Annotated in this window: 15 protein-coding genes and 1 tRNA gene; 7 read left to right on the top strand and 9 right to left on the bottom strand. The window is 71.7% G+C overall.

Annotated elements, in window-relative coordinates; translation table 11 throughout:
- Positions 1–3: 3 nt before the first annotated feature.
- The 6 genes from Q0444_RS05305 to Q0444_RS05280 all read right to left on the bottom strand — a co-directional run bounded on the left by Q0444_RS05305 (position 4) and on the right by Q0444_RS05280 (position 6,637).
- A complete protein-coding gene (locus Q0444_RS05305) occupies positions 4–1,377 on the bottom strand; it encodes an acyltransferase (protein WP_291083624.1) in 1,374 nt (457 codons plus the stop codon).
- A gap of 364 nt (positions 1,378–1,741) precedes the next feature.
- Positions 1,742–3,190, bottom strand: coding sequence for an SDR family NAD(P)-dependent oxidoreductase (locus Q0444_RS05300; protein WP_291083622.1), 1,449 nt, complete (start codon positions 3,188–3,190; stop codon positions 1,742–1,744).
- 33 nt (positions 3,191–3,223) lie between these two features.
- The gene (locus Q0444_RS05295) at positions 3,224–3,910 is read right to left on the bottom strand and encodes a hypothetical protein (RefSeq protein ID WP_299021925.1); all 687 of its coding nucleotides are present in this window, start codon (positions 3,908–3,910) and stop codon (positions 3,224–3,226) included.
- Positions 3,911–3,953: 43 nt separating this feature from the next.
- Entirely contained in the window at positions 3,954–5,549 is a 1,596-nt protein-coding gene (locus Q0444_RS05290; protein WP_291083616.1) for an ABC transporter permease, read from the bottom strand.
- Complete coding sequence (locus Q0444_RS05285) at positions 5,546–6,457, bottom strand: ABC transporter ATP-binding protein (RefSeq protein ID WP_299021921.1); 912 nt, start codon at positions 6,455–6,457, stop codon at positions 5,546–5,548. Before Q0444_RS05285 ends, Q0444_RS05290 begins: the two co-directional genes overlap by 4 nt.
- A 94-nt stretch (positions 6,458–6,551) precedes the next feature.
- Positions 6,552–6,637, bottom strand: a tRNA-Leu gene (locus tag Q0444_RS05280).
- 188 nt (positions 6,638–6,825) lie between these two features.
- Between Q0444_RS05280 and Q0444_RS05275 the strand changes: the two genes are divergently transcribed.
- On the top strand, positions 6,826–7,368 hold the full coding sequence (locus Q0444_RS05275) for a YbhB/YbcL family Raf kinase inhibitor-like protein (protein WP_291083610.1): 543 nt from the start codon (positions 6,826–6,828) through the stop codon (positions 7,366–7,368).
- 36 nt (positions 7,369–7,404) lie between these two features.
- Here the strand turns inward: Q0444_RS05275 and Q0444_RS05270 are convergent, their stop codons facing one another.
- Positions 7,405–8,472 (bottom strand): quinone-dependent dihydroorotate dehydrogenase, encoded by a 1,068-nt coding sequence (locus tag Q0444_RS05270; RefSeq protein ID WP_291083607.1) that lies wholly within the window; start codon positions 8,470–8,472, stop codon positions 7,405–7,407.
- Between the two features lie 34 nt (positions 8,473–8,506).
- A complete protein-coding gene (locus Q0444_RS05265; protein WP_291083604.1) occupies positions 8,507–9,535 on the bottom strand; it encodes a hypothetical protein in 1,029 nt (342 codons plus the stop codon).
- A gap of 176 nt (positions 9,536–9,711) precedes the next feature.
- Here Q0444_RS05265 and Q0444_RS05260 point away from each other — a divergent pair, with 176 nt between their 5' ends.
- The 5 genes from Q0444_RS05260 (at position 9,712) to mshC (ending at position 14,029) form a co-directional block, all read left to right on the top strand.
- The gene (locus Q0444_RS05260; RefSeq protein ID WP_291083665.1) at positions 9,712–10,557 is read left to right on the top strand and encodes an undecaprenyl-diphosphate phosphatase; all 846 of its coding nucleotides are present in this window, start codon (positions 9,712–9,714) and stop codon (positions 10,555–10,557) included.
- A gap of 52 nt (positions 10,558–10,609) precedes the next feature.
- Positions 10,610–11,314: a histidine phosphatase family protein gene (locus Q0444_RS05255; protein ID WP_291083601.1), complete on the top strand. Its 705-nt coding sequence runs from the start codon at positions 10,610–10,612 to the stop codon at positions 11,312–11,314.
- Positions 11,315–11,384: 70 nt separating this feature from the next.
- Positions 11,385–11,972: a DUF3090 domain-containing protein gene (locus tag Q0444_RS05250; protein ID WP_291083598.1), complete on the top strand. Its 588-nt coding sequence runs from the start codon at positions 11,385–11,387 to the stop codon at positions 11,970–11,972.
- Complete coding sequence (locus Q0444_RS05245; RefSeq protein ID WP_291083595.1) at positions 11,969–12,748, top strand: SCO1664 family protein; 780 nt, start codon at positions 11,969–11,971, stop codon at positions 12,746–12,748. The genes Q0444_RS05250 and Q0444_RS05245 overlap by 4 nt, the downstream gene beginning before the upstream one ends.
- Positions 12,749–12,775: 27 nt before the next feature.
- Complete coding sequence (gene mshC, locus Q0444_RS05240) at positions 12,776–14,029, top strand: cysteine--1-D-myo-inosityl 2-amino-2-deoxy-alpha-D-glucopyranoside ligase (protein WP_291083592.1); 1,254 nt, start codon at positions 12,776–12,778, stop codon at positions 14,027–14,029.
- Between the two features lie 4 nt (positions 14,030–14,033).
- Here the strand turns inward: mshC and Q0444_RS05235 are convergent, their stop codons facing one another.
- The gene (locus Q0444_RS05235; RefSeq protein ID WP_291083590.1) at positions 14,034–14,960 is read right to left on the bottom strand and encodes a PAC2 family protein; all 927 of its coding nucleotides are present in this window, start codon (positions 14,958–14,960) and stop codon (positions 14,034–14,036) included.
- A 50-nt stretch (positions 14,961–15,010) separates the two neighbouring features.
- On the opposite strand from Q0444_RS05235, the gene metH reads away from it, so the two are divergent.
- Positions 15,011–18,571, top strand: coding sequence for a methionine synthase (metH, locus tag Q0444_RS05230; RefSeq protein WP_299021912.1), 3,561 nt, complete (start codon positions 15,011–15,013; stop codon positions 18,569–18,571).
- The last annotated feature ends 50 nt before the right edge of the window (positions 18,572–18,621 follow it).

The raw sequence follows: 18,621 nt of genomic DNA, 5'->3' as shown, positions 1-18,621 counted from the left end.
GGCTCAGCGGCGCTCGAGCGCCTTCCGGGCGGGCTCCTCGATCACGGTGTGGCTGACCGCCGCGGCCGCCAGCGACCCAGCGACGGTGACGGGCCAGATCACACCCATGCGCTGAGCCCACAGCGGGGTCCGCGTGAGCGGGAAGGCCGCGAGGAGCACCAGTTGGTGCCACAGGAACATGCCGTAGGACCACGTGCCGAGCTTCTGGAGCGGCTCGGACTCCAGCACCGGGAACCGCGTCCCGGCCGGGGCCAGGATGACGGGCGCCAGGACCAGGAAGGCCATCGTCCCGGCCAGTCCGCTCCGGGCCGCGAACTCGGCGGGTCCCGGGTGGACGAACCCCTCCGAGAACCAACCGGGAACGGTGGTGGCGACGAAGGCCGCCCCGCCGGCCGCCCACCAGCCCCACCTGGCCAGGTGGCCCCGGCACATGGCCACGAGCACCCCGGGCGGGGCGGCGGCGAGTTCGGCGAGCAGCATGCCGGCTGCGAACCACGCGGCGAAGGACGGCGGGAGGATCTGCACGTTGACCCCGGACGGCAGGATTCCGAGGGTGCTCCACGGGATTACGGGGAACAGCAGACCGGACGCGCCGAAGGCACCGATGACGGGGATCCTCCAGCGCGCCGAGTCTCCACGTAGGTCCTTCATGGCCGTCCACAGGATCGGGAACGCCAGGTAGAAGGCCATCTCCACCGCCAGCGACCACGCGTGGGTCAGACCCGCCACGAGGAAATTGGAGGTGTAGATCTGCGTGAGGGTGAGGTTGGCGATCCACGAGGACGGGCCGTTGACATGGTTCTGGGGCAGCAGCAGCATCGCGGCGGCGACCAGCACGATGTACGCCGGCATGATCCGGACGAGCCGCGAACGCAGGTACTCCCGCGTCGGACGGGCCGTGCCCGGTTGGTCCGCACGCGCATGCCTGGCGTGTGCCCGCCACAGCAGGAATCCCGATTTGGCGAAGAACACGGCGACGGCCAGGTCGAGACGGCCGAAGATCCGCTTGATCGGCGACCCCGTGGACGATCGGGTGACAAACGCGACGTGCGTGGTCAGGACCCCGACCGCCGCGAGTCCGCGGATCCCCTCGAGCGCGGGCACGAAGCCCGTGGCCCCCGCCGGACGCCGATCCGCGCTGCCGGCCCCCGCCGACTGCCCGGACGCCTGCCCCGCGCGCGGACCACCCTCCGACACCGGGTCGATCGAGCCCCCGGTCGCACGGCGAACCCTCTCGCGCACCGCGGCGACGGTCCTCTGCACCGAGTCCGTGATGGTCGACGGGGCCCCACCGGTCTCCGCCGCGCGCCGGGCGGCCACGACGGACACGATCGCTCCGCCCGCGACGACGATCAGGGCAGAGGCGACAGACCTCATGGGCACTCCCGGGGCGGTGAGGTGGGACGATGGCGCGAGCCCGGGCACCACGTCAGTGGCAGCCCGAACATCCGGGAGAGCCTAACACCGGTTCTCATTCTGCCCCTCGATCACCCGCGATCCGGCACGCGCCGCCCCTCCGACCCGCGCTGCCTCTCCGACCCGCGCTGCCCCTCTGACCCGCGCTGCCTCTCCGACCCGCGCTGCCCCTCCGACCTGCGCTGCCCCTCTGCACGCGATCGACCCGGATGTGCTGCCGGATCGGACCCGACACGCATCGCAAGCCGGAGGCGCAGCACACCCACCCGGAGTCGGGCGTCGTCGATGCCCGGGTCGCGGTCGAGGAGGACCGGAACCCGGGAGTTCACCACGGGCTGGGCTGGAAGTCCTTGAGGAAGCAGCCGTAGAGGTCCTCGCCGGCCTCGCCGCGGACGATCGGATCCACCACGCGGGCGGCGCCGTCCACCAGGTCGAGCGGGGCGTGGAAGCCCTCCTCGTGCAGGCGCACCTTGGTGGTGTGCGGGCGCTCGTCGGTGATCCATCCGGTGTCCACGGCGGTCATGAGGATCCCGTGCTCGGTGAACATCTCCTCAGCGGAGGTGCGGGTGAGCATGTTGAGCCCGGCCTTGGCCATGTTGGTGTGGGGATGCCCGGCGCCCTTGTAGCGGCGCGAGAACTGGCCCTCCATGGCAGAGACGTTGACGACGTACTTGCGCCGGGCCCGCGAGGCCGCGAGCGCCGGCCGCAGGCGCGAGACCAGGATGAACGGGGCGACCGAGTTGCACAGCTGCACCTCGAGCATCTCCATGGGCTCGACCTGCTCGACCGTGGCCACCCAGCTGTTGTGGTCCACCACGTCCGGCAGCAGCCCTCCGGCGTCGATCGCGGTGCCGGCGGCCATCCGTTCCAACGACGACGAGCCGGCCTGCAGGGCGAGCGAGGCGATGTGGTGGGCCTCCCGCTCCGCCTCCTCGCTGCCGATCAGCGCGGACTCCCCGCCCATGAGCGCGGCCGGATGGAGCTCGGAGGTGCGGCCCATGGTGATCATCGAGATGCCGGCGGCGCTGCCGGTGAGGGGTGCGGATTCGCCGTCGACCAGCCCCGAGTAGGAGCCCGGGGAGCGGCGCACCGTCTGGGCGGCGTTGTTGATGAGGATGTCCAGCGGCCCGGCGGCGGCCACCTCGTCGGCCAGCGCCACCACCTGGGCGGGGTCGCGCAGGTCCACGCCGATCACGTGCACCCGGTGGACCCAATCGGAGTGGTCGGGCATCGAGGCGAAGCGGCGGGCGGCGTCGCGCGGGAAGCGCGTGGTGATGGTGACGTCGGCGCCGGCCCGCAGCAGCATGAGCGCGATGTACATGCCGATCTTGGCCCGTCCGCCGGTGAGCAGGGCGCGCCGACCGGTCAGGTCCATGTCCGGGTCGCGGCGGGCGCGGTTGGCCTGCGCGCAGTCCGGGCACAGCTGGTGGTAGAAGGCGTCGACCTGGGTGAAGCGCTGCTTGCAGACGTAGCACGCCATGGCCCGCTGGAGGTGACCGGCGACGGCACCCGGGGTGGTGGAGACCAGCCGGATGCCGGCGGTCTCGTCGTCGATGCGGGTGGGCGACCCGGTCGCGGTGGCCTCGATGACCGCCTTGTCCGCGTCCTGGCGGGCACGGCGCACCTCGGCGCGGCGGGACTTCTTGAGCAGCTTGAACATGTGGCCCACCGACCGCTGCACCCGGATCGAGTCGGGGTGATCCTCGCCGAGCGCCGCCGCCTGGTCGAGGATGCGCTGGAGGGTCTCGAGGTCGTCCGGATCGATGCCTGTCACCAGGACACGGTACGACGACGACGTGGCCGGTCCCTAAACCGCTCGCCCCCGGAGGGTGGGTGCCCGGCCGGCACGGAGCCCGGTGAGCGCCTCCTCCATCGCGCGCGCCTGTCCGTCCCGCCTCCCGAGGGCCGGGGCGGGGGAGAAGCCGTGGCGGCGGGCGTAGGCCTCCGACACGAGCTGGGCGTGCGCCTCGACGGGGAAGGCCCGCGGGAGTCGGTGCGGGGAGGCACGGTCTGTCGAGGCACGGTCGAGCACCGCGCGCCAGTCGTAGGCGCGGCGGCCGTGCCTGACCTGCTCGACGAGCGCGATCACCACGTAGCGCGGACCCACGACCCGGCCCTGCCAGACGTGGACCAGCTCGTGCACCAGGGTCGGGGTGGCCCGCGGCCGATCGGAACCCGCCGCTGCCGTGCCTGCTACTGCCGTGCCTGCTACTGCCGTGCCCGCCGCCGTGCCCACCACGCCGGGATCGGCGCCCAGGTAGATCAGACCGGGCAACGCGAACGCCCGCGGGTGGGGCACGCCCGGGACGTGCCCGCGGCGGATCATCACCGCCGTCGGGTCGATCGTGTGGCCGAAGAGGTCGCGCAGATCCTCGCGGACCTCCGGCGGCAGGTCGAGCGGTGGGGGAGTCAGGCCCAGGTGGTCGAGGCCCCGGTCGGCGGCGCGGGCGGCCGCCCCGAGCATCCGTCCGAGCAGGTCCGCCGGTGAGTTCATCGGCACGGCAACCTCCGTGGGCTCGACTCCCGGTGGCCCGTGCTCATGTGGTGGCCAGGTCACGGCGGCGGAACCCCACGAATCCCACCACGAGCAGCAGGATCGTGACGAGGCTGATCCCCAGCAGCCCACCCGGGCCGTCCCCGTCACGGGAGACGACGGGCACGTGCCAGAACGGGCTGGCCGCGAGCGCGGCGTCGGGGAGCCTGAAGGTCGGCCCGAGCAGAGTCAGGGCGAAGGATGAGAGCACACCGATCCACGCGGCGGGGCCCACCCGCGGGCGCGCACCCACGACGGCGACCGCCACCGCGACCACCGTCCACACGGCGGGGACGGTCGCCGCGGCCTGGAGGACCGTGGTCCAGAGGGACACGCCGATTCCGGCACCGGCGGCGACTATCGCGATCACCGTGCCGGCGAGCAGGACGTGGACGGCGGGGACCGTCAACGCCAAGCCCACGTTGGCCCCGTAGTACCGGGTGCGGTGGAGCGCGCCCGCCAGGAGTGGTTCGACCCGGTCCTCCATCTCCTCGGTCCGGACCCTGAGCATGATCTGGACCCCCGAGATCGCGGCGATGATCCCCACCAGTCCGAGGATCGTCACGATGAACGCCGAGGTCAGGTCCTCGGGGGTGGTGGCCCCTGCGGCGAGGATCGCGGCGACCGCGGAGTCCTTTGCCAGGACGTCCTGGATCGAGGTGGTGAAGTACCCGAACACCATCCCGAGGACGGCGAACGCGGCGGTCCAGGCCAGGACCGCGCCGCGGTTGAGGCGCACCACCAGACGCCACGGAGTACGGAGTCGTCCGCGATACGGTCCCGGTCGCGGCGCGATGACGGCCTGCCCGAAGTCGCGTCGTGCGTGGAGGGCGGAGGCCACGGCCAGGCAGAGGGCGGTGAACGTGGCGGCGTAGAGGAGCGGCCACCACTGGTCGGCGGTCGCGGGCCGGGTCTCCGTCATCCATCCCAGCGGGTTGACCCGGACGGTCCACGCGGGGGCGTCCAGGGAGTACGCGATACCTCGCAGGAGGTAGAGGATCCCCAGCGTCCCCACCGCGAGCGATCCCGCCGTCCGGGAGTCGGCGCCGAGTTGCGCGGTGACCGCCGCGACGCCGGCGAACATCCAGCCCGACCCGGTGAAGGTCGCTCCCAACAGCATCGAGGACTGCCAGCCGCCGCCGCACAGTCCTGTGACGACCCCGGCGACCACGCCCACCGCGAGGGAGCCGATCAGCGCCAGGCCGACACCGGAGAGAAGTCGGCTCCCACGACCGAGGACCCCCGAGGCCAGGAGTTCGGCCTGCCCGGAGTCCTCCTGACCGCGGGTGGCGCGGATGACGGTGAGGATCGACCCGAGTGCGGTGAAGAACCCGGCGAGTGCGAGTGAGCGCCAGGCGTTGAACCCGTCGACCGTGGCCAGGTCGAAGGCGGGGCCGAAGATGATCCCGAGGGCCGGGTTCGCGCCCACCGCCACGGCGAGTGCCGCCCTCTCCTGCGGATCGGGGAAGAGCCACGGGTAGCCCAGGACCGACGACGCGGACAGGGCGGTGGCGATGGCGATCCACGGCGCGAAGCGGACCCCGTCATGCCGGAGCGAGGCCCGCAGCAGTGGTCCGGTGCCGGTGAGCGTGGCGGTCACGGGGTCACCGCGTCGGCGCCGGAGTCCGAGTCGTAGAGCTCCTGGAAGAGCGACTGGAGCGACGGGGGTTCGACGACGAGCGAGGACAGGCCGTAGGGGGCCAGCAGCGTCATCGCGTCGCCGATCCGGTCCGCGTCGGCGGTGGCGGAGAGTCGATCTCCGTCCACCCGGACGTCGTGCAGGGCGGCGAGCTCGTGTGGTGCGGGGATTCTCTGGAGGGTGGCGTGTATCGAGGTGCGGGCGTCGCCCCGAAGCTCGGTCAGGGTCCCCGTCCGGGCGATCCTGCCGTCGCGGATGATCGAGATCCGGTCCGCCAGGGTCTCCGCCTCGGCCAGGATGTGGCTCGAGAGCAGCACCGCCGTGCCCCCGGCCTTGCTCTCCCGGATCACCTCCCGGAAGACGTTCTCCATGAGCGGGTCGAGTCCGCTCGTGGGCTCGTCAAGGATCAGCAACTCCACATCCGACGCCAGAGCCGCGACGATGGCCACCTTCTGTCGGTTGCCCTTGGAGTACTGGCGCCCGCGCTTGGTCGGATCCAGATCGAACCGCTCGACCAGCTCCCGGCGCCGCTGCTCGTCCAGGCCGCCACGGAGTGAACCCAGCAGGTCGATCGCCTCACCACCGCTCATGCCCGGCCACAGACTGACGTCGCCGGGCACATACGCGAGTCGACGGTGCAGGTCAACGATGTCCCGCCAGGGATCTCCGCCGAGGACCCGGGCCGTGCCGCCGTCGGCCCGCAGGAGGCCCAGGAGGACCCGGATGGTCGTCGACTTGCCGGACCCGTTGGGTCCGAGGAACCCGTGGACGTGACCGGCCTCGACCCGGAGGTCGATCCCGTTGAGCGCGCGGAACCTCCCGAAGGACTTCGTCAGTCCCTCGACGTCGATCACGGGGTCCGATGTCACCGCACTTCTCCTGCTGCCGATCAGCCCGACGGAAAAACAAGTGGGCCCCGGATCCTCACGGATCCGGGGCCACTTCTACTGTCTCGACACAGTGTGCGCGAGGGGGGACTTGAACCCCCACGTCCGTTAATAGGACACTAGCACCTCAAGCTAGCGCGTCTGCCATTCCGCCACTCGCGCGTGCACACCTGCTGACCGGCACCGGCTGGTTCCCGGCTTGGTCGTGCGAGGAATGACATTAGCCGATGCCCGATCGGTGGGACAAATCGGCCCCCTGCCGCGCCGCACGCCGGCCGGTCATCGCTGGTAGACAGAGACGTGACCGGCTGGAGGAGGCCCTCCACACCGTCCGAACCAGGAGGACAACCATGACGCAGTTCCGAGTGCCCGACCCCTACGCCGCCCTTCCGGAGCTGCCCGCGCTCCGGGTGACCAGCGAGTCGTTCACCGAGGGCGCCACCCTGTCCGCCGCCCAGCTCGGTGGCACGATGGGCGTCGACGGCGGGCTGGACAGGTCCCCGCAGGTGAGCTGGACCCCGGGCCCGGAGGGGACCGAGACCTACGTGGTGACCGTCTTCGACCCCGACGCCCCCACGGCGTCGGGGTTCTGGCACTGGTCGGTGGCCAACATCCCGGCCGACGTCACCTCGCTGCCGGAGGGCGCGTGCACGGGGGGCGACACCTCCGGGCTGCCCGAGGGCGCCGTGGTGGTCCGCAACGACGCCGGGTTCAGGGGCTTCGTGGGCGCGGCGCCGCCGGCGGGTCACGGCCCGCATCGCTACATCCTCGCCGTCCACGCGGTGGGCGACCGGATCGACCTCGGTGACGACGCCTCGTGCGCCTACGTCGGCTTCGTCCTCTTCGGGCAGGGCCTGGCCCGGGGCACCACGACCGCGATCTACGAGCAGTAGGACCCCGCCCCGGCGCGGCCCCACCTCAGCGCAGCCCTACCTCACCGCGGAGCCGACGGCCTCCGCCAGGGATCCGAACCCGCCCTGGCGGAGGCGCCGCGCGACGAGCCTGTTGGCGTCCCGGATGAGGTCGGGGCCGGTGAAGATGAACCCGGTGTAGGTCTGGACCAGGTGGGCGCCGTGGGTGATGCGGTCCCACACGTCCTCCGCGGTCTCGACGCCGCCGACGGAGACGATGACCATCCGGTCACCCGCCCGTTCGTGGATCCGGGCGAGCACCTCGCGGGACCGGGCGGCGACGGGCGCCCCGGAGATCCCGCCCGCGCCCAGGGCCTGGACCTGCTCCGCCGGCGTCCTCAGGCCGTCGCGCGAGATGGTCGTGTTGGTGGCCACGATGCCGGCCAGACCGAGTTCCAGGACGAGGTCGGTGACCGCGTCGACGTCCGCGTCGTCCAGGTCCGGAGCGATCTTGACCAGCACCGGGATGGTCGCCACGTCCCGGACGGCGGCGAGGATCGGTCGCAACGACTCGACGGCCTGGAGATCGCGGAGGCCGGGCGTGTTGGGCGAGCTCACGTTGACCACCATGTAGTCGGCGAGGCCGGTGAGCATGGTCGCCGACGCCACGTAGTCCCGCACCGCGTCCTCGGCTGGGACCACCTTGGTCTTGCCGATGTTGATCCCCACCGGGTCGCTGCTGCGGCGCCGGCGGAGGTTGTTGGCCGCGTTCCCGGCACCGTGGTTGTTGAACCCCATCCGGTTGAGGATCGCCCTGTCCTCCACCAGCCGGAACAGCCGGGGCGTCGGGTTGCCGGGTTGCGGAGAGGCGGTGACCGTGCCGACCTCGCTGAACCCGAATCCGATCGCCCCCCACGAGTCCACGGCGGCGGCGTTCTTGTCGAACCCGGCGGCGAGACCCAGCGGACCGGGGAAGCGGCGACCGAGGACGTCCTGCGCCAGGATCGGGTCCCGGACGCCGAGGATCCGTCGCACCAGGGCGCCCAGGGGCGGCACCAGGGTCAGCAGCTTGAGCATCCCGAACGCCAGATGGTGTATCCGCTCTGCGGGAAAGCGGAACAGCACGCTCTTGATCAGCGAGTACACGGTCCTCCTCGGGGGGACGTAGGTGGTCCTTCGATCAGCTCGGCGGCGCGGAGAGCGTGGGGCGGATCAGGTGCAGCCCCTCCCCGTCGGAGGATCCGACGACCACGGTGCCGGACTCCGTGACCACCAGCGAATCAGGCTGCCGGACGGTCGCGATGTCGGCGCGCCGAACCCCGATGCCGTCGCCGAGATCGTACGCCTGGACGGTGTTCGTCCCGGTGGACGTGACCCAGACGAGACCGCCCGCGTCGTCCCCCGCCACCGCCCAGGGCGCCGCGGCCACGGGGAACTGCTGGTGCAACCGGATCGGCGAGGTCGAGTACACGAGGAGGGTCCCGCCGACCGTGTCGCTGGCGACCACGGTCCCCTCCCCGAACGCGGCGAGCATCCCCGCCCCCTTTCCCGCCCGGAGGAGCGGGCCCGCGCCGGTCTCGCCCGGGTCGATGCTCGCGATGATGGTGTCGGGCCGGCTCAGCGCGGTGACCGATCCGTCGCGGGCGACGCTGATCCGGTCCACGGAGTTCAGTCCGGTCACGCGGTTCTGTTCGACCCCCTCGGCGTCGCGGACCACCACGTCCCCGTCGGGGTCACCGGTGAGGATCCGCCCGTCGGCGGTCACGGCCGCCGCGGTGACGGGGCCCAGTCCCGAGATGGTCCGGGCGTCGCCGGCGGGCGTGACCACCACGACGCCGTCCCCATAGGGGACCAGCACCGTGCCGTCGTGGCCGGGCGAGGCCAGCCCCGCTCCCGCGGGCAGGTCCACCGTCGTCTCGGGGATCCACCTGGTCCCGTCCACCCGCCCGATCTCCAACCCGGGCGGATCGTCCACCTGCGCGGCGACCAGGTCACCGATCGCGACCAGCGCGAGGACGGTTCCCAGGGCGGGAACCACCTCGCCCTCGACCGGGTTGGCGACCTGGGGTGACTCCGCAGGCCGTGCGTCGCCCTGCTGGACCTGGTTGAACTCCTCCAGCTGGGACGTCGCGGAGCAGCCCGTCAGACCCACCGCGAGCGCGAGGAGCGCGGCGGGCAGGGCGGTACGGCGGTGGACACGAAGGGGCACGGTGTTCCTCTCGACTTCGGTCCATTGTCCACCACGCGGGTCCCAGGCCCCTGCACAGGGCGGGGCGACTACCCTCACGGCGGTGCGATGACGCACCGGCGAACGCCCCGACGATCCCCCGAGAGAAGGCAGCGCCCGTGATCACAACGGCCCTCGCAGCACCCACGGCGGACGGGATGTCCTGGCTCCAGGTCGTCGTGCTGTCCGTCCTCCAGGGGCTGACCGAATTCCTGCCCGTCTCCTCCTCGGGGCACCTGCGGATCTTCTCCACCTGGTTCTTCGGCGAGGACGCCGGCGCCTCCTTCACGGCCGTGGTCCAGCTCGGCACGGAGGCCGCGGTGCTGGTGTTCTTCTTCAAGGACATCGTGCGCATCCTCGTGGCGTGGTTCCGCGGGGTGGTGGACGCCGGGCGTCGCGCGGACCCCGACTACCGGCTCGGCTGGTACGTCATCGTCGGATCCGTGCCGATCGCCGTGATCGGGTTCGTGGGCAAGGACGTCATCCGCGACGCCGCGCGCAACCTGTGGATCACGGCGATCGTCCTCATCGCCTTCTCGTTCGTCTTCCTCCTCGCGGAGAAGCTCGGCAGGCAGGACCGTCCCGTGGACGGACGGTCGCTCGAGGGTCTGTCGATGAGGGACGCGATCGTCATGGGCCTGGCCCAGTGCCTGGCCCTCATCCCCGGCGTGAGCCGCTCGGGCGGCACCATCTCCGCGGGCCTGTTCCTGGGCATGTCCCGCGAGGCCGCCGCCCGGTTCTCCTTCCTGCTGGCCATCCCGGCCGTCCTCGCCTCGGGCCTGTTCAGCCTCCCCGACGCCTTCGACCCCGCGCAGGGGCAGTCCGCGAGTGGACTGCAACTGCTCGTCGGATCGGCCATCGCGTTCGTCCTGGGATACGCGGCCATCGCCTGGCTCCTGCGCTTCGTCCAGAACCACTCCCTGGCCTGGTTCGCCGGATACCGGATCCTGCTGGGCCTGCTCGTCATGGGGCTGCTCGCGACCGGCACGATCCCCGCCACCTGATCCCCGGCGCCTGACCCGTCACGGGCGGGTGTCGCGTCGGTAGCCTGCTGCCATGACCGTCATCCTGCTCCGCCACGGCCGCTCCACCGCCAACACCGCGCTCACCCTGGCCGGCCGGACCTCCGGGGTCGGACTCGACGACACCGGGCGGACGCAGGCCCGGGACCTCGGCCGGAGGCTCGCCGGCTTGCCGGTGGAGGCCGTGGTCCGCTCTCCCCTCATGCGGTGCCGGGAGACCGTCGAGCCCCTGGCCTCGGCGCTCGGCGTGGAACCGGTGATCGACGAGGGGCTGGTCGAGGTGGACTACGGGACGTGGACCGGCCGGACGCTCTCGGAACTGGCCTCGGAGACCCTGTGGTCGGTGGTGCAGCAACATCCCTCGTCGGCGGTCTTCCCGGGCGGTGAGGCCCTGGCCGACATGGCGACCCGCGCGGTGAACTCGATCCGCGTGCACGACCGCCGCCTTGCCGACGAGGCGGGGCGGGACGTGCTCTGGGTGGCGTGCAGCCACGGGGACGTGATCAAGGCCGTGATCGCCGACGCCTACGGGATGCACCTGGATCACTTCCAGCGGATCGTGGTGGAACCGGCCTCGGTGTCGGTGGTCCGCTACACGCCGCACCGGCCGTTCGTGCTCCGGGTCAACGACACCGGGGGAGACCTGACCAGCCTGCGGGGCGAGCCGGCCGGGCACGTGGGCCACGCCACGGCCGGCCACGCCAGCTCGGACGCGGTGCCGGGCGGGAACGTACCCTGATGATCCGCACCACCCCGCACCCGCTGCCGCGCGCGGCAGCACCGAGAACCACACCAGGGAGACGACCGGCATGAGCAGGGAAGTCCACGAGTTCCGCGATCCGACCCGGTTCGTGGTGGGCACGGTCGGCTCGCCCGGCGAGCGGGTGTTCTTCGTCCAGGCCACGGGGGGCGGCCGCACCGTGTCCGTTCGCTGCGAGAAGCAACAGGCCCAGATCCTCTCCGAGCGCATGGGCGACCTGCTCGACGAGATAGCCGCCAAATCCGACGTCCCCGTCCCCCCGGCCGCCGACGTCGTGGACGACCTCGCGCCGCTCGAGATGCCGGTCGACGCGGAGTTCCAGGTGGGCACGATGGGCCTGGGCTGGGACGGGGAGAAGAACCAGATCGTGGTGGAACTGCTGGCGGTCGATCCGGCGGCGACCGACGAGTCCGTGGTCCTCTCGGACTCGGACGACGCCCCCGATGCGCTCCGGGTGTTCCTCTCCCCGAGCCGCGCGCGCCAGTTCGTCCTCCGCAGCGAGAAGGTCGTCTCCGCCGGTCGCGCCCCCTGCCCGCTGTGCGGCGAGCCGATCGACACCACCGGCCACCTGTGCGTCCGCCTCAACGGCTACCTCCCTCGCTCCGGTGACGCGCTCGCCGGCCTCATCGACCCGTGACGGACCGCCCGGCCGGCCCGGAACTCACCGTCCTGCACCGGATCCCGTCCGGGAGCAACAAGGTCTACCGCTGCGTCGACTCCGAGGGCGCGCACTGGGTCTACAAGCCCTCGGCGGGGGAGCGACCCCTCGTGGACTTCCCCCACGGGAGCCTGGCCTCCCGCGAGATCGCCGCGTACGCGGTGTCCGTCGCCCTCGGCTGGGACCTGGTGCCCGAGACCGTCCTGGCGCACGGCCCCGGGGGTCCCGGGATGGCGCAACGATGGATCGACGAGGCCGACCGTGGAACCTCCGGCCACGACCCGGTGGACGTCCACCCGGTGGGCGACCTCCCCGCCGGCCGCGTCGCCGTCCTCCGGGGCGAGGGGTCACGTGGGGAGGACGTGGTGGTGGCCCACGCCCTGGACGACCGACTCCGCCGCATCGCCCTGTTCGACACGGTCGTCAACAACGCCGACCGCAAGGGCGGCCACGTCCTGGTCGATGCCGCGGGGGTGTTCTGGGCGATCGATCACGGCCTGTGCTTCCACACGGAGCCCAAGCTCCGCACCGTCCTCTGGGGGTGGGCGGGACAGCCGCTACCCCCGGACGACCTCGCCGGTCTGCAGCGGCTGAGTGACGGGCTCGCCGGGGCGGACCCGCTCGGTCGGACCCTGTCCGACCTGCTCTCCGCCGCCGAGATCGCCGCCCTCGGCGCCCGGGTCGCCGCCCTCGTCGACGGCGGGGTGTTCCCCGTCCCCGGACCGGGCTATCCGTTACCCTGGCCGCTCTTCTGACCGAGCCCGGTCTCTAGACTCGGCCGCATGCACTCGTGGTCTTCCCCTGCCGTCCCCACCGTCCCCGGCGACGGCGCCCCCCTGAGGTTGTTCGACACCGCGAGCGGCGAGATCCGTGAGGTCGCCCCCGGCCCCGTGGCGACGATGTACGTCTGCGGCATCACGCCCTACGACACCACCCACCTCGGTCACGCGGCCACCTACCTGACCTTCGACCTGGTGAACCGCCTCCTCCTCGATTCCGGCCACGAGGTCCACTACGTCCAGAACACCACCGACGTGGACGACCCGCTGTTCGAACGGGCGGAGCGCGACGGCGTGGACTGGCGGGAGCTCGGGGACCGCGAGACGGACCGGTTCCGCACGGACATGGAGTCGCTGCGCGTCCTGCCCCCACGGCAGTACGTGGCGGCGACCGAGACCGTCGACGAGGTGGTCGAGATGGTCACCGAGCTGCTCGACCGCGGGCACGCCTACCGCATCGACCCCGCCGTCGACGGGTTCTCCGACGTCTACTACCGGCACCGCGCCACCGAGGACTTCGGGTACGAGTCGGGATACGACCGCGACGAGATGGCGCTCGCCTTTGCCGAGCGCGGTGGCGACCCGGACCGACCGGGCAAGGAACACCCGCTGGACGCCCTCCTGTGGCGCGTGGAACGGCCCGGCGAACCGTCGTGGCCCTCGCCCTGGGGGGCGGGCCGGCCCGGGTGGCACATCGAGTGCTCGGCGATCGCCCGGAACCGCCTGGGGATGGAGTTCGACATCCAGGGCGGCGGCAGCGACCTCGCCTTCCCCCATCACGAGTTCTCCGCCGCGCACGCCGAGGCGGCGACGGGGGAGCGGCCCTTCGCCCGCTTCTACGTGCACGCCGCCATGATCGGCCTCGACGGCGTCAAGATGAGCAAGTCCCTCGGCAACCTCGTGCGCGTGCAGACGCTCCGCGAGCAGGGGGTGGACCCCGCGCTCATCCGCCTCGGGCTGGCCGCCGGCCACTACCGCACGGACAGGTCGTGGACCCGGGACCTGCTCGACGAGGCCCGGGCGCGGTTCGCAAGGTGGAACGAGGCCGTGGCGCGGGTGTCCGGAGCGGACGCGGCGCAGGCGATCTCCGCCCTCCGCGACCGGCTCGCGGACGACCTGGACACCCCCGGGGCACTGGCCGTGATCGACGCCTGGGCCGAGGCGACGCTGAGCGGCGACGACTCCGACCCGGCGGCGGGACCGGCGGTCGCGACTGCGCTGGACGCCCTGCTGGGGATCCCTTCCGTCGGGGGGTGACGGGTCAGTCGGTGTCCGGGTCCTCGTGCCGACCCCGCAGGAAGCGTTCGAACTCGGCGGCGATCGCCTCGCCGTCGACCAGCGGCATCGCGTCCCCGTCGGACGCCCGTCCCCGGTCCGGCTCGGGGTCGATCCCCGCACGGACGCCGGTCTCGTTGTCCACCCGCTCCTCCAGGGTCTGGATGTAGTCCCGCAGGTCCTCGTCCTCCCCGGCCGCGGCATCGACCTTGTCCACCCAGGTCCGGGACCGGACCCGCACCGCGTCCATCGGGATGGCGAGCCCGAGGTCCTCGGCCAGCCAGGACAGCATCGCCTCGGTCCCGAGAGGGTTGGGCGGGGCGGCGACGTAGTGCGGGACGCCGGCCCACAGGCTCGACGTGGGGACGCCCGCCTCGGTGAGCAGCTGCTGCAACACGCCGCTCATCCCCGTCGGCCCCTCGTAGTCGGAGGCCTGGACCCCCATCGCCGTCATCCGCTGGCGGTTGAACGCCGTCCCGGTCAGGGGTACCGGCCGGGTGTGCGGCACGTCGGCCAGGTACGCCCCGAGGAGCACCACCTGTGACACCCCGAGCGTGTCCACCAGGTCCACGAACTCCGAGGCGAAACGCCGCCACTTGAGACCGGGCTCCGGCCCGCGGACCAGCAGGACGTCGTGGGCGAACCCGTCCGGCCTGCACGCCGAGACCACGATCCGCGGCCACTCCACCGATCTCGACACCCCTCCGGAATGCCGGACGATCGGCCGCTGGTCCAGGTAGTCGAAGAACTCGTCGCCACCGATCTCGGCGATCTGGCGGGCCTCCCACGTCAGGGCCAGGTGCTCGATGCTCCCGGTGGCCACGTCGGCCGCATCGTTCCAGCCCTCGAAGGCCGCGAGCATCACCGGGCTCTCGAGGTCGAGGTGCCCGTCGGGAGTCCATTCGACAGTCATCAGTACAGCCTACGTACGTCGCCCTCCGGGCCACCCATACACTGGGGCCCATGTCTGTCGATTTCGATTCGCCCATGTTGGATGCCGCCCGTCGGCGAGTACTGATCGGTGACGGGGCGATGGGCACGATGTTGCAGGCGGTCGACCTCGACGTCGACGCCGACTTCCTCGGGCTCGAGGGCTGCAACGAGATCCTCAACGCCACCCGCCCGGACGTGGTGGGCGAGATCCACCGCGCGTACTTCGCCGCCGGCGCGGACCTGGTGGAGACCAACACCTTCGGGTGCAACCTGTCCAACCTCGGCGACTACGACATCGTCGACCGGATCGGTGAGCTCGCCGAGAAGGGGGCGGCGATCGCCAGGAAGGTCGCCGACGAGATGGGCCCGTCCGAGGACGGGACGCCGCGGATGGTCCTGGGCTCCCTCGGGCCGGGCACCAAGCTGCCCTCGCTCGGTCAGACCACGTTCGAGGAGATGCGCCACGCGTACGCGCAGGCGGCGGAGGGCCTCGCCCGCGGCGGTGCCGACGCCTACCTGGTGGAGACCAGCCAGGACCTGCTGCAGGTCAAGGCCGCAGTCATGGGCTGCCAGGACGGGATGGCGGCCGCGGGCCGCCGGCTGCCGATCATCTGCCACGTCACGATCGAGACCACCGGGACCATGCTCCTGGGGTCGGACATCGGCGCCGCGCTGACCGCCCTGGAGCCGCTCGGCATCGACATGATCGGGCTGAACTGCGCCACCGGGCCCGCCGAGATGATCGAGCACCTGCGCTACCTCACCCGGCACGCCGGGATCCCGGTGTCGGTGATGCCCAACGCGGGTCTGCCCGAGTTGGGCGAGCACGGGGCCGTCTACCCGCTGGGCGCCGAGGCCTTCGGCCCGCAGGTCGCCGACTTCGTCTCGGAGTTCGGGCTCTCCATGGTGGGCGGCTGCTGCGGCACCACCCCCGAGCACATCACCCGCCTGCGGGACGAGGTGCGGGCCCGGGCGAAGGCCGAGCGGAGGGTGGAGCACGTCAACGCCGTCTCGTCGCTGTACACGTCCACCCCGCTGCGGGCCGACGCCGGGATCATCATGATCGGCGAGCGCACCAACGCCAACGGGTCCAAGCGGTTCCGCGAGGCGATGCTCGCCGCCGACTGGGACACCTGCATGGACATCGCCAAGGAGCAGATGCGCGACGGCGCGCAGATGATCGACCTGTGCGTGGACTACGTCGGCCGGGACGGCTCCGGCGACATGCGGGAACTGGCCGGCCGCCTGTCCACCTCCTCGACGCTGCCGATCATGCTCGACTCCACCGAGCCGGAGGTGATCGAGGCGGGGCTGGAGCACCTGGGCGGTCGCTGCGCGGTGAACTCGGTGAACTACGAGGACGGCGACGGGCCGGAGTCCCGCTTCCAGCGGATCATGCGCCTGGTCTCGCGCCACGGCGCGGCCGTGGTGGGCCTGACAATCGACGAGGAGGGGCAGGCCCGGACCGCCGACCGCAAGGTCGAGATCGCCGAGCGGATCATCGCCGACCTCACCGGCAACTGGGGGGTGGCGGAGGACGACATCATCATCGACTGCCTCACGTTCCCGATCTCCACCGGGCAGGAGGAGGTGCGCAAGGACGGCATCGAGACCATCGAGGCCATCCGCCGGCTCACCCAGTCCCACCCGAGGATCCACACCACCCTCGGGCTGTCCAACATCTCGTTCGGCCTCAACCCGGCCGCGCGCCAGGTGCTGAACTCGGTGTTCCTCCACGAGTGCATCCAGGCGGGCCTGGACACCGCCATCGCACACAGCTCCAAGATCCTGCCCATGAGCAAGATCGACGACCGGCAGCGCGAGGTCGCGCTCGACCTGGTCTACGACCGTCGCAGGGAGGGGTACGACCCGCTCCAGGTGTTCATGGAGCTGTTCGAGGGCGTGTCCGCCGCCAGCGCCAAGGACGCGCGGGCGGCCGAGCTCGCCGCCATGCCGCTCATGGATCGGCTCGCGGCCCGGATCGTCGACGGCGAGCGGAAGGGGCTCGAGGCCGACCTCGACGCCGCGATGGCCGAGATCCCCCCGCTGGAGATCATCAACTCGCACCTGTTGAACGGAATGAAGACGGTGGGGGAGCTGTTCGGTTCGGGCCAGATGCAGCTGCCGTTCGTCCTGCAGTCGGCGGAGACCATGAAGACGGCGGTCGCGCACCTGGAGCCCCACATGGAGGCCAGCGACGAGGACGGCAAGGGCCGCATCGTGCTGGCCACCGTCAAGGGCGACGTCCACGACATCGGCAAGAACCTGGTGGACATCATCCTGTCCAACAACGGCTACGACGTGGTCAACATCGGGATCAAGCGTCCGATCGCGGACATCATCGCCGCGGCCCGTGAGCACAGGGCCGACGTGATCGGCATGTCCGGGTTGCTGGTCAAGTCGACCGTCGTGATGAAGGACAACCTCGCCGAGCTCAACTCGGAGGGCATCGCCTCCGAGTTCCCGGTACTGCTGGGCGGCGCGGCGCTGACCCGCGCCTACGTCGAGGTGGACCTCGCCGGGATGTACGAGGGCGAGGTGTTCTACGCCCGCGACGCGTTCGAGGGGCTGCGGCTCATGGACGAGGTGATGACGTCCAAGCGGACCGGCGTGCCGATGTCGGAGTCCTCGGAGGCGTCGGCCAAGGCCGCCGAGCGGCGCGAGCGCCGCGCCCGGAGCGAGCGGATCGCCGCCAAGCGGGCGGCCGAGGCCGCGCCCGTCGTGGTCCCGGAGCGATCCGACGTCGCGGCGGACCAGCCCCTGGCGACGCCGCCCTTCTGGGGCACCCGGATCGCCAAGGGCATCCCGGTGGCCGACTACGCCGACCACCTGGACGAGCGCGCCCTGTTCTTCGGGCAGTGGGGGCTGCGCGCCGCGCGCGGTGGGGACGGACCCGACTACGACGAGCTCGTCGCCACCGAGGGCCGGCCCCGCATGCGCGCGTGGATCGACCGCCTCACCACCGAGCGGATCCTGTCCCACTCGGCGGTGGTCTACGGTTACTTCCCGGCCTACTCCGAGGGGGACGACATCTGCATCCTGGCCGAGCCGCGGCCGGACGCCGAGGTGTTGCATCGGATCTCGTTCCCGCGCCAGCAGCGGCCGCGCTTCCTCGCCATTCCCGACTTCATCGCCTCCAAGGCGCGCTGTGAGGCCGAGGGTGTGGTCGACGTGCTCCCGTTCCAGCTGGTGACGATGGGCAGGCCGATCGCGGACTTCGCCAACGAGCTGTTCGCGGCCGACAACTACCGCGACTACCTCGAGGTCCACGGACTGTCGGTCCAGCTCACCGAGGCGCTGGCCGAGTACTGGCATCGGCGGGTCCGCGATGAGCTGACGCTGCCCGAGGGAGCGGTCTCGGACGAGGATCCCGACGCGATCCAGGACTACTTCGACCTCAAGTACCGGGGGGCCCGGTACAGCTTCGGCTACGGCGCCTGCCCGGACCTCGAGTCCCGGCGGGTCGTGGTGGACCTGCTGAAGCCGGAGCGGATCGGCGTCGAGCTGTCGGAGGAGCTGCAGCTCCACCCGGAACAGTCGACCGACGCGTTTGTGCTGTACCACCCGGAGGCCAAGTACTTCAACGTCTGACCGGTGCGGCCAGGCCAGCCTGTCCTTGCTGGTAGGGGGCGTGTCGTTCG

The organism is uncultured Dietzia sp. (genome assembly GCF_937873725.1).
GTDB lineage: Bacteria > Actinomycetota > Actinomycetes > Mycobacteriales > Mycobacteriaceae > Dietzia.
The sequence above is the reverse complement of the archived record's forward strand: the minus strand, read 5'-3'. Positions and strand labels throughout refer to the sequence as shown.

Bases quoted from the DNA above. Each gene is read 5' to 3' on its own strand.
- Q0444_RS05305 (WP_291083624.1), bottom strand. From the start codon at position 1,377: ATGAGGTCTGTCGCCTCTGCCCTGATCGTCGTCGCGGGCGGAGCGATC.
- Q0444_RS05295 (WP_299021925.1), bottom strand. From the start codon at position 3,910: ATGAACTCACCGGCGGACCTGCTCGGACGGATGCTCGGGGCGGCCGCC.
- Q0444_RS05275 (WP_291083610.1), top strand. From the start codon at position 6,826: ATGACGCAGTTCCGAGTGCCCGACCCCTACGCCGCCCTTCCGGAGCTG.
- Q0444_RS05260 (WP_291083665.1), top strand. From the start codon at position 9,712: ATGTCCTGGCTCCAGGTCGTCGTGCTGTCCGTCCTCCAGGGGCTGACC.
- Q0444_RS05255 (WP_291083601.1), top strand. From the start codon at position 10,610: ATGACCGTCATCCTGCTCCGCCACGGCCGCTCCACCGCCAACACCGCG.
- Q0444_RS05250 (WP_291083598.1), top strand. From the start codon at position 11,385: ATGAGCAGGGAAGTCCACGAGTTCCGCGATCCGACCCGGTTCGTGGTG.
- mshC (WP_291083592.1), top strand. From the start codon at position 12,776: ATGCACTCGTGGTCTTCCCCTGCCGTCCCCACCGTCCCCGGCGACGGC.
- Q0444_RS05235 (WP_291083590.1), bottom strand. From the start codon at position 14,960: ATGACTGTCGAATGGACTCCCGACGGGCACCTCGACCTCGAGAGCCCG.
- metH (WP_299021912.1), top strand. From the start codon at position 15,011: ATGTCTGTCGATTTCGATTCGCCCATGTTGGATGCCGCCCGTCGGCGA.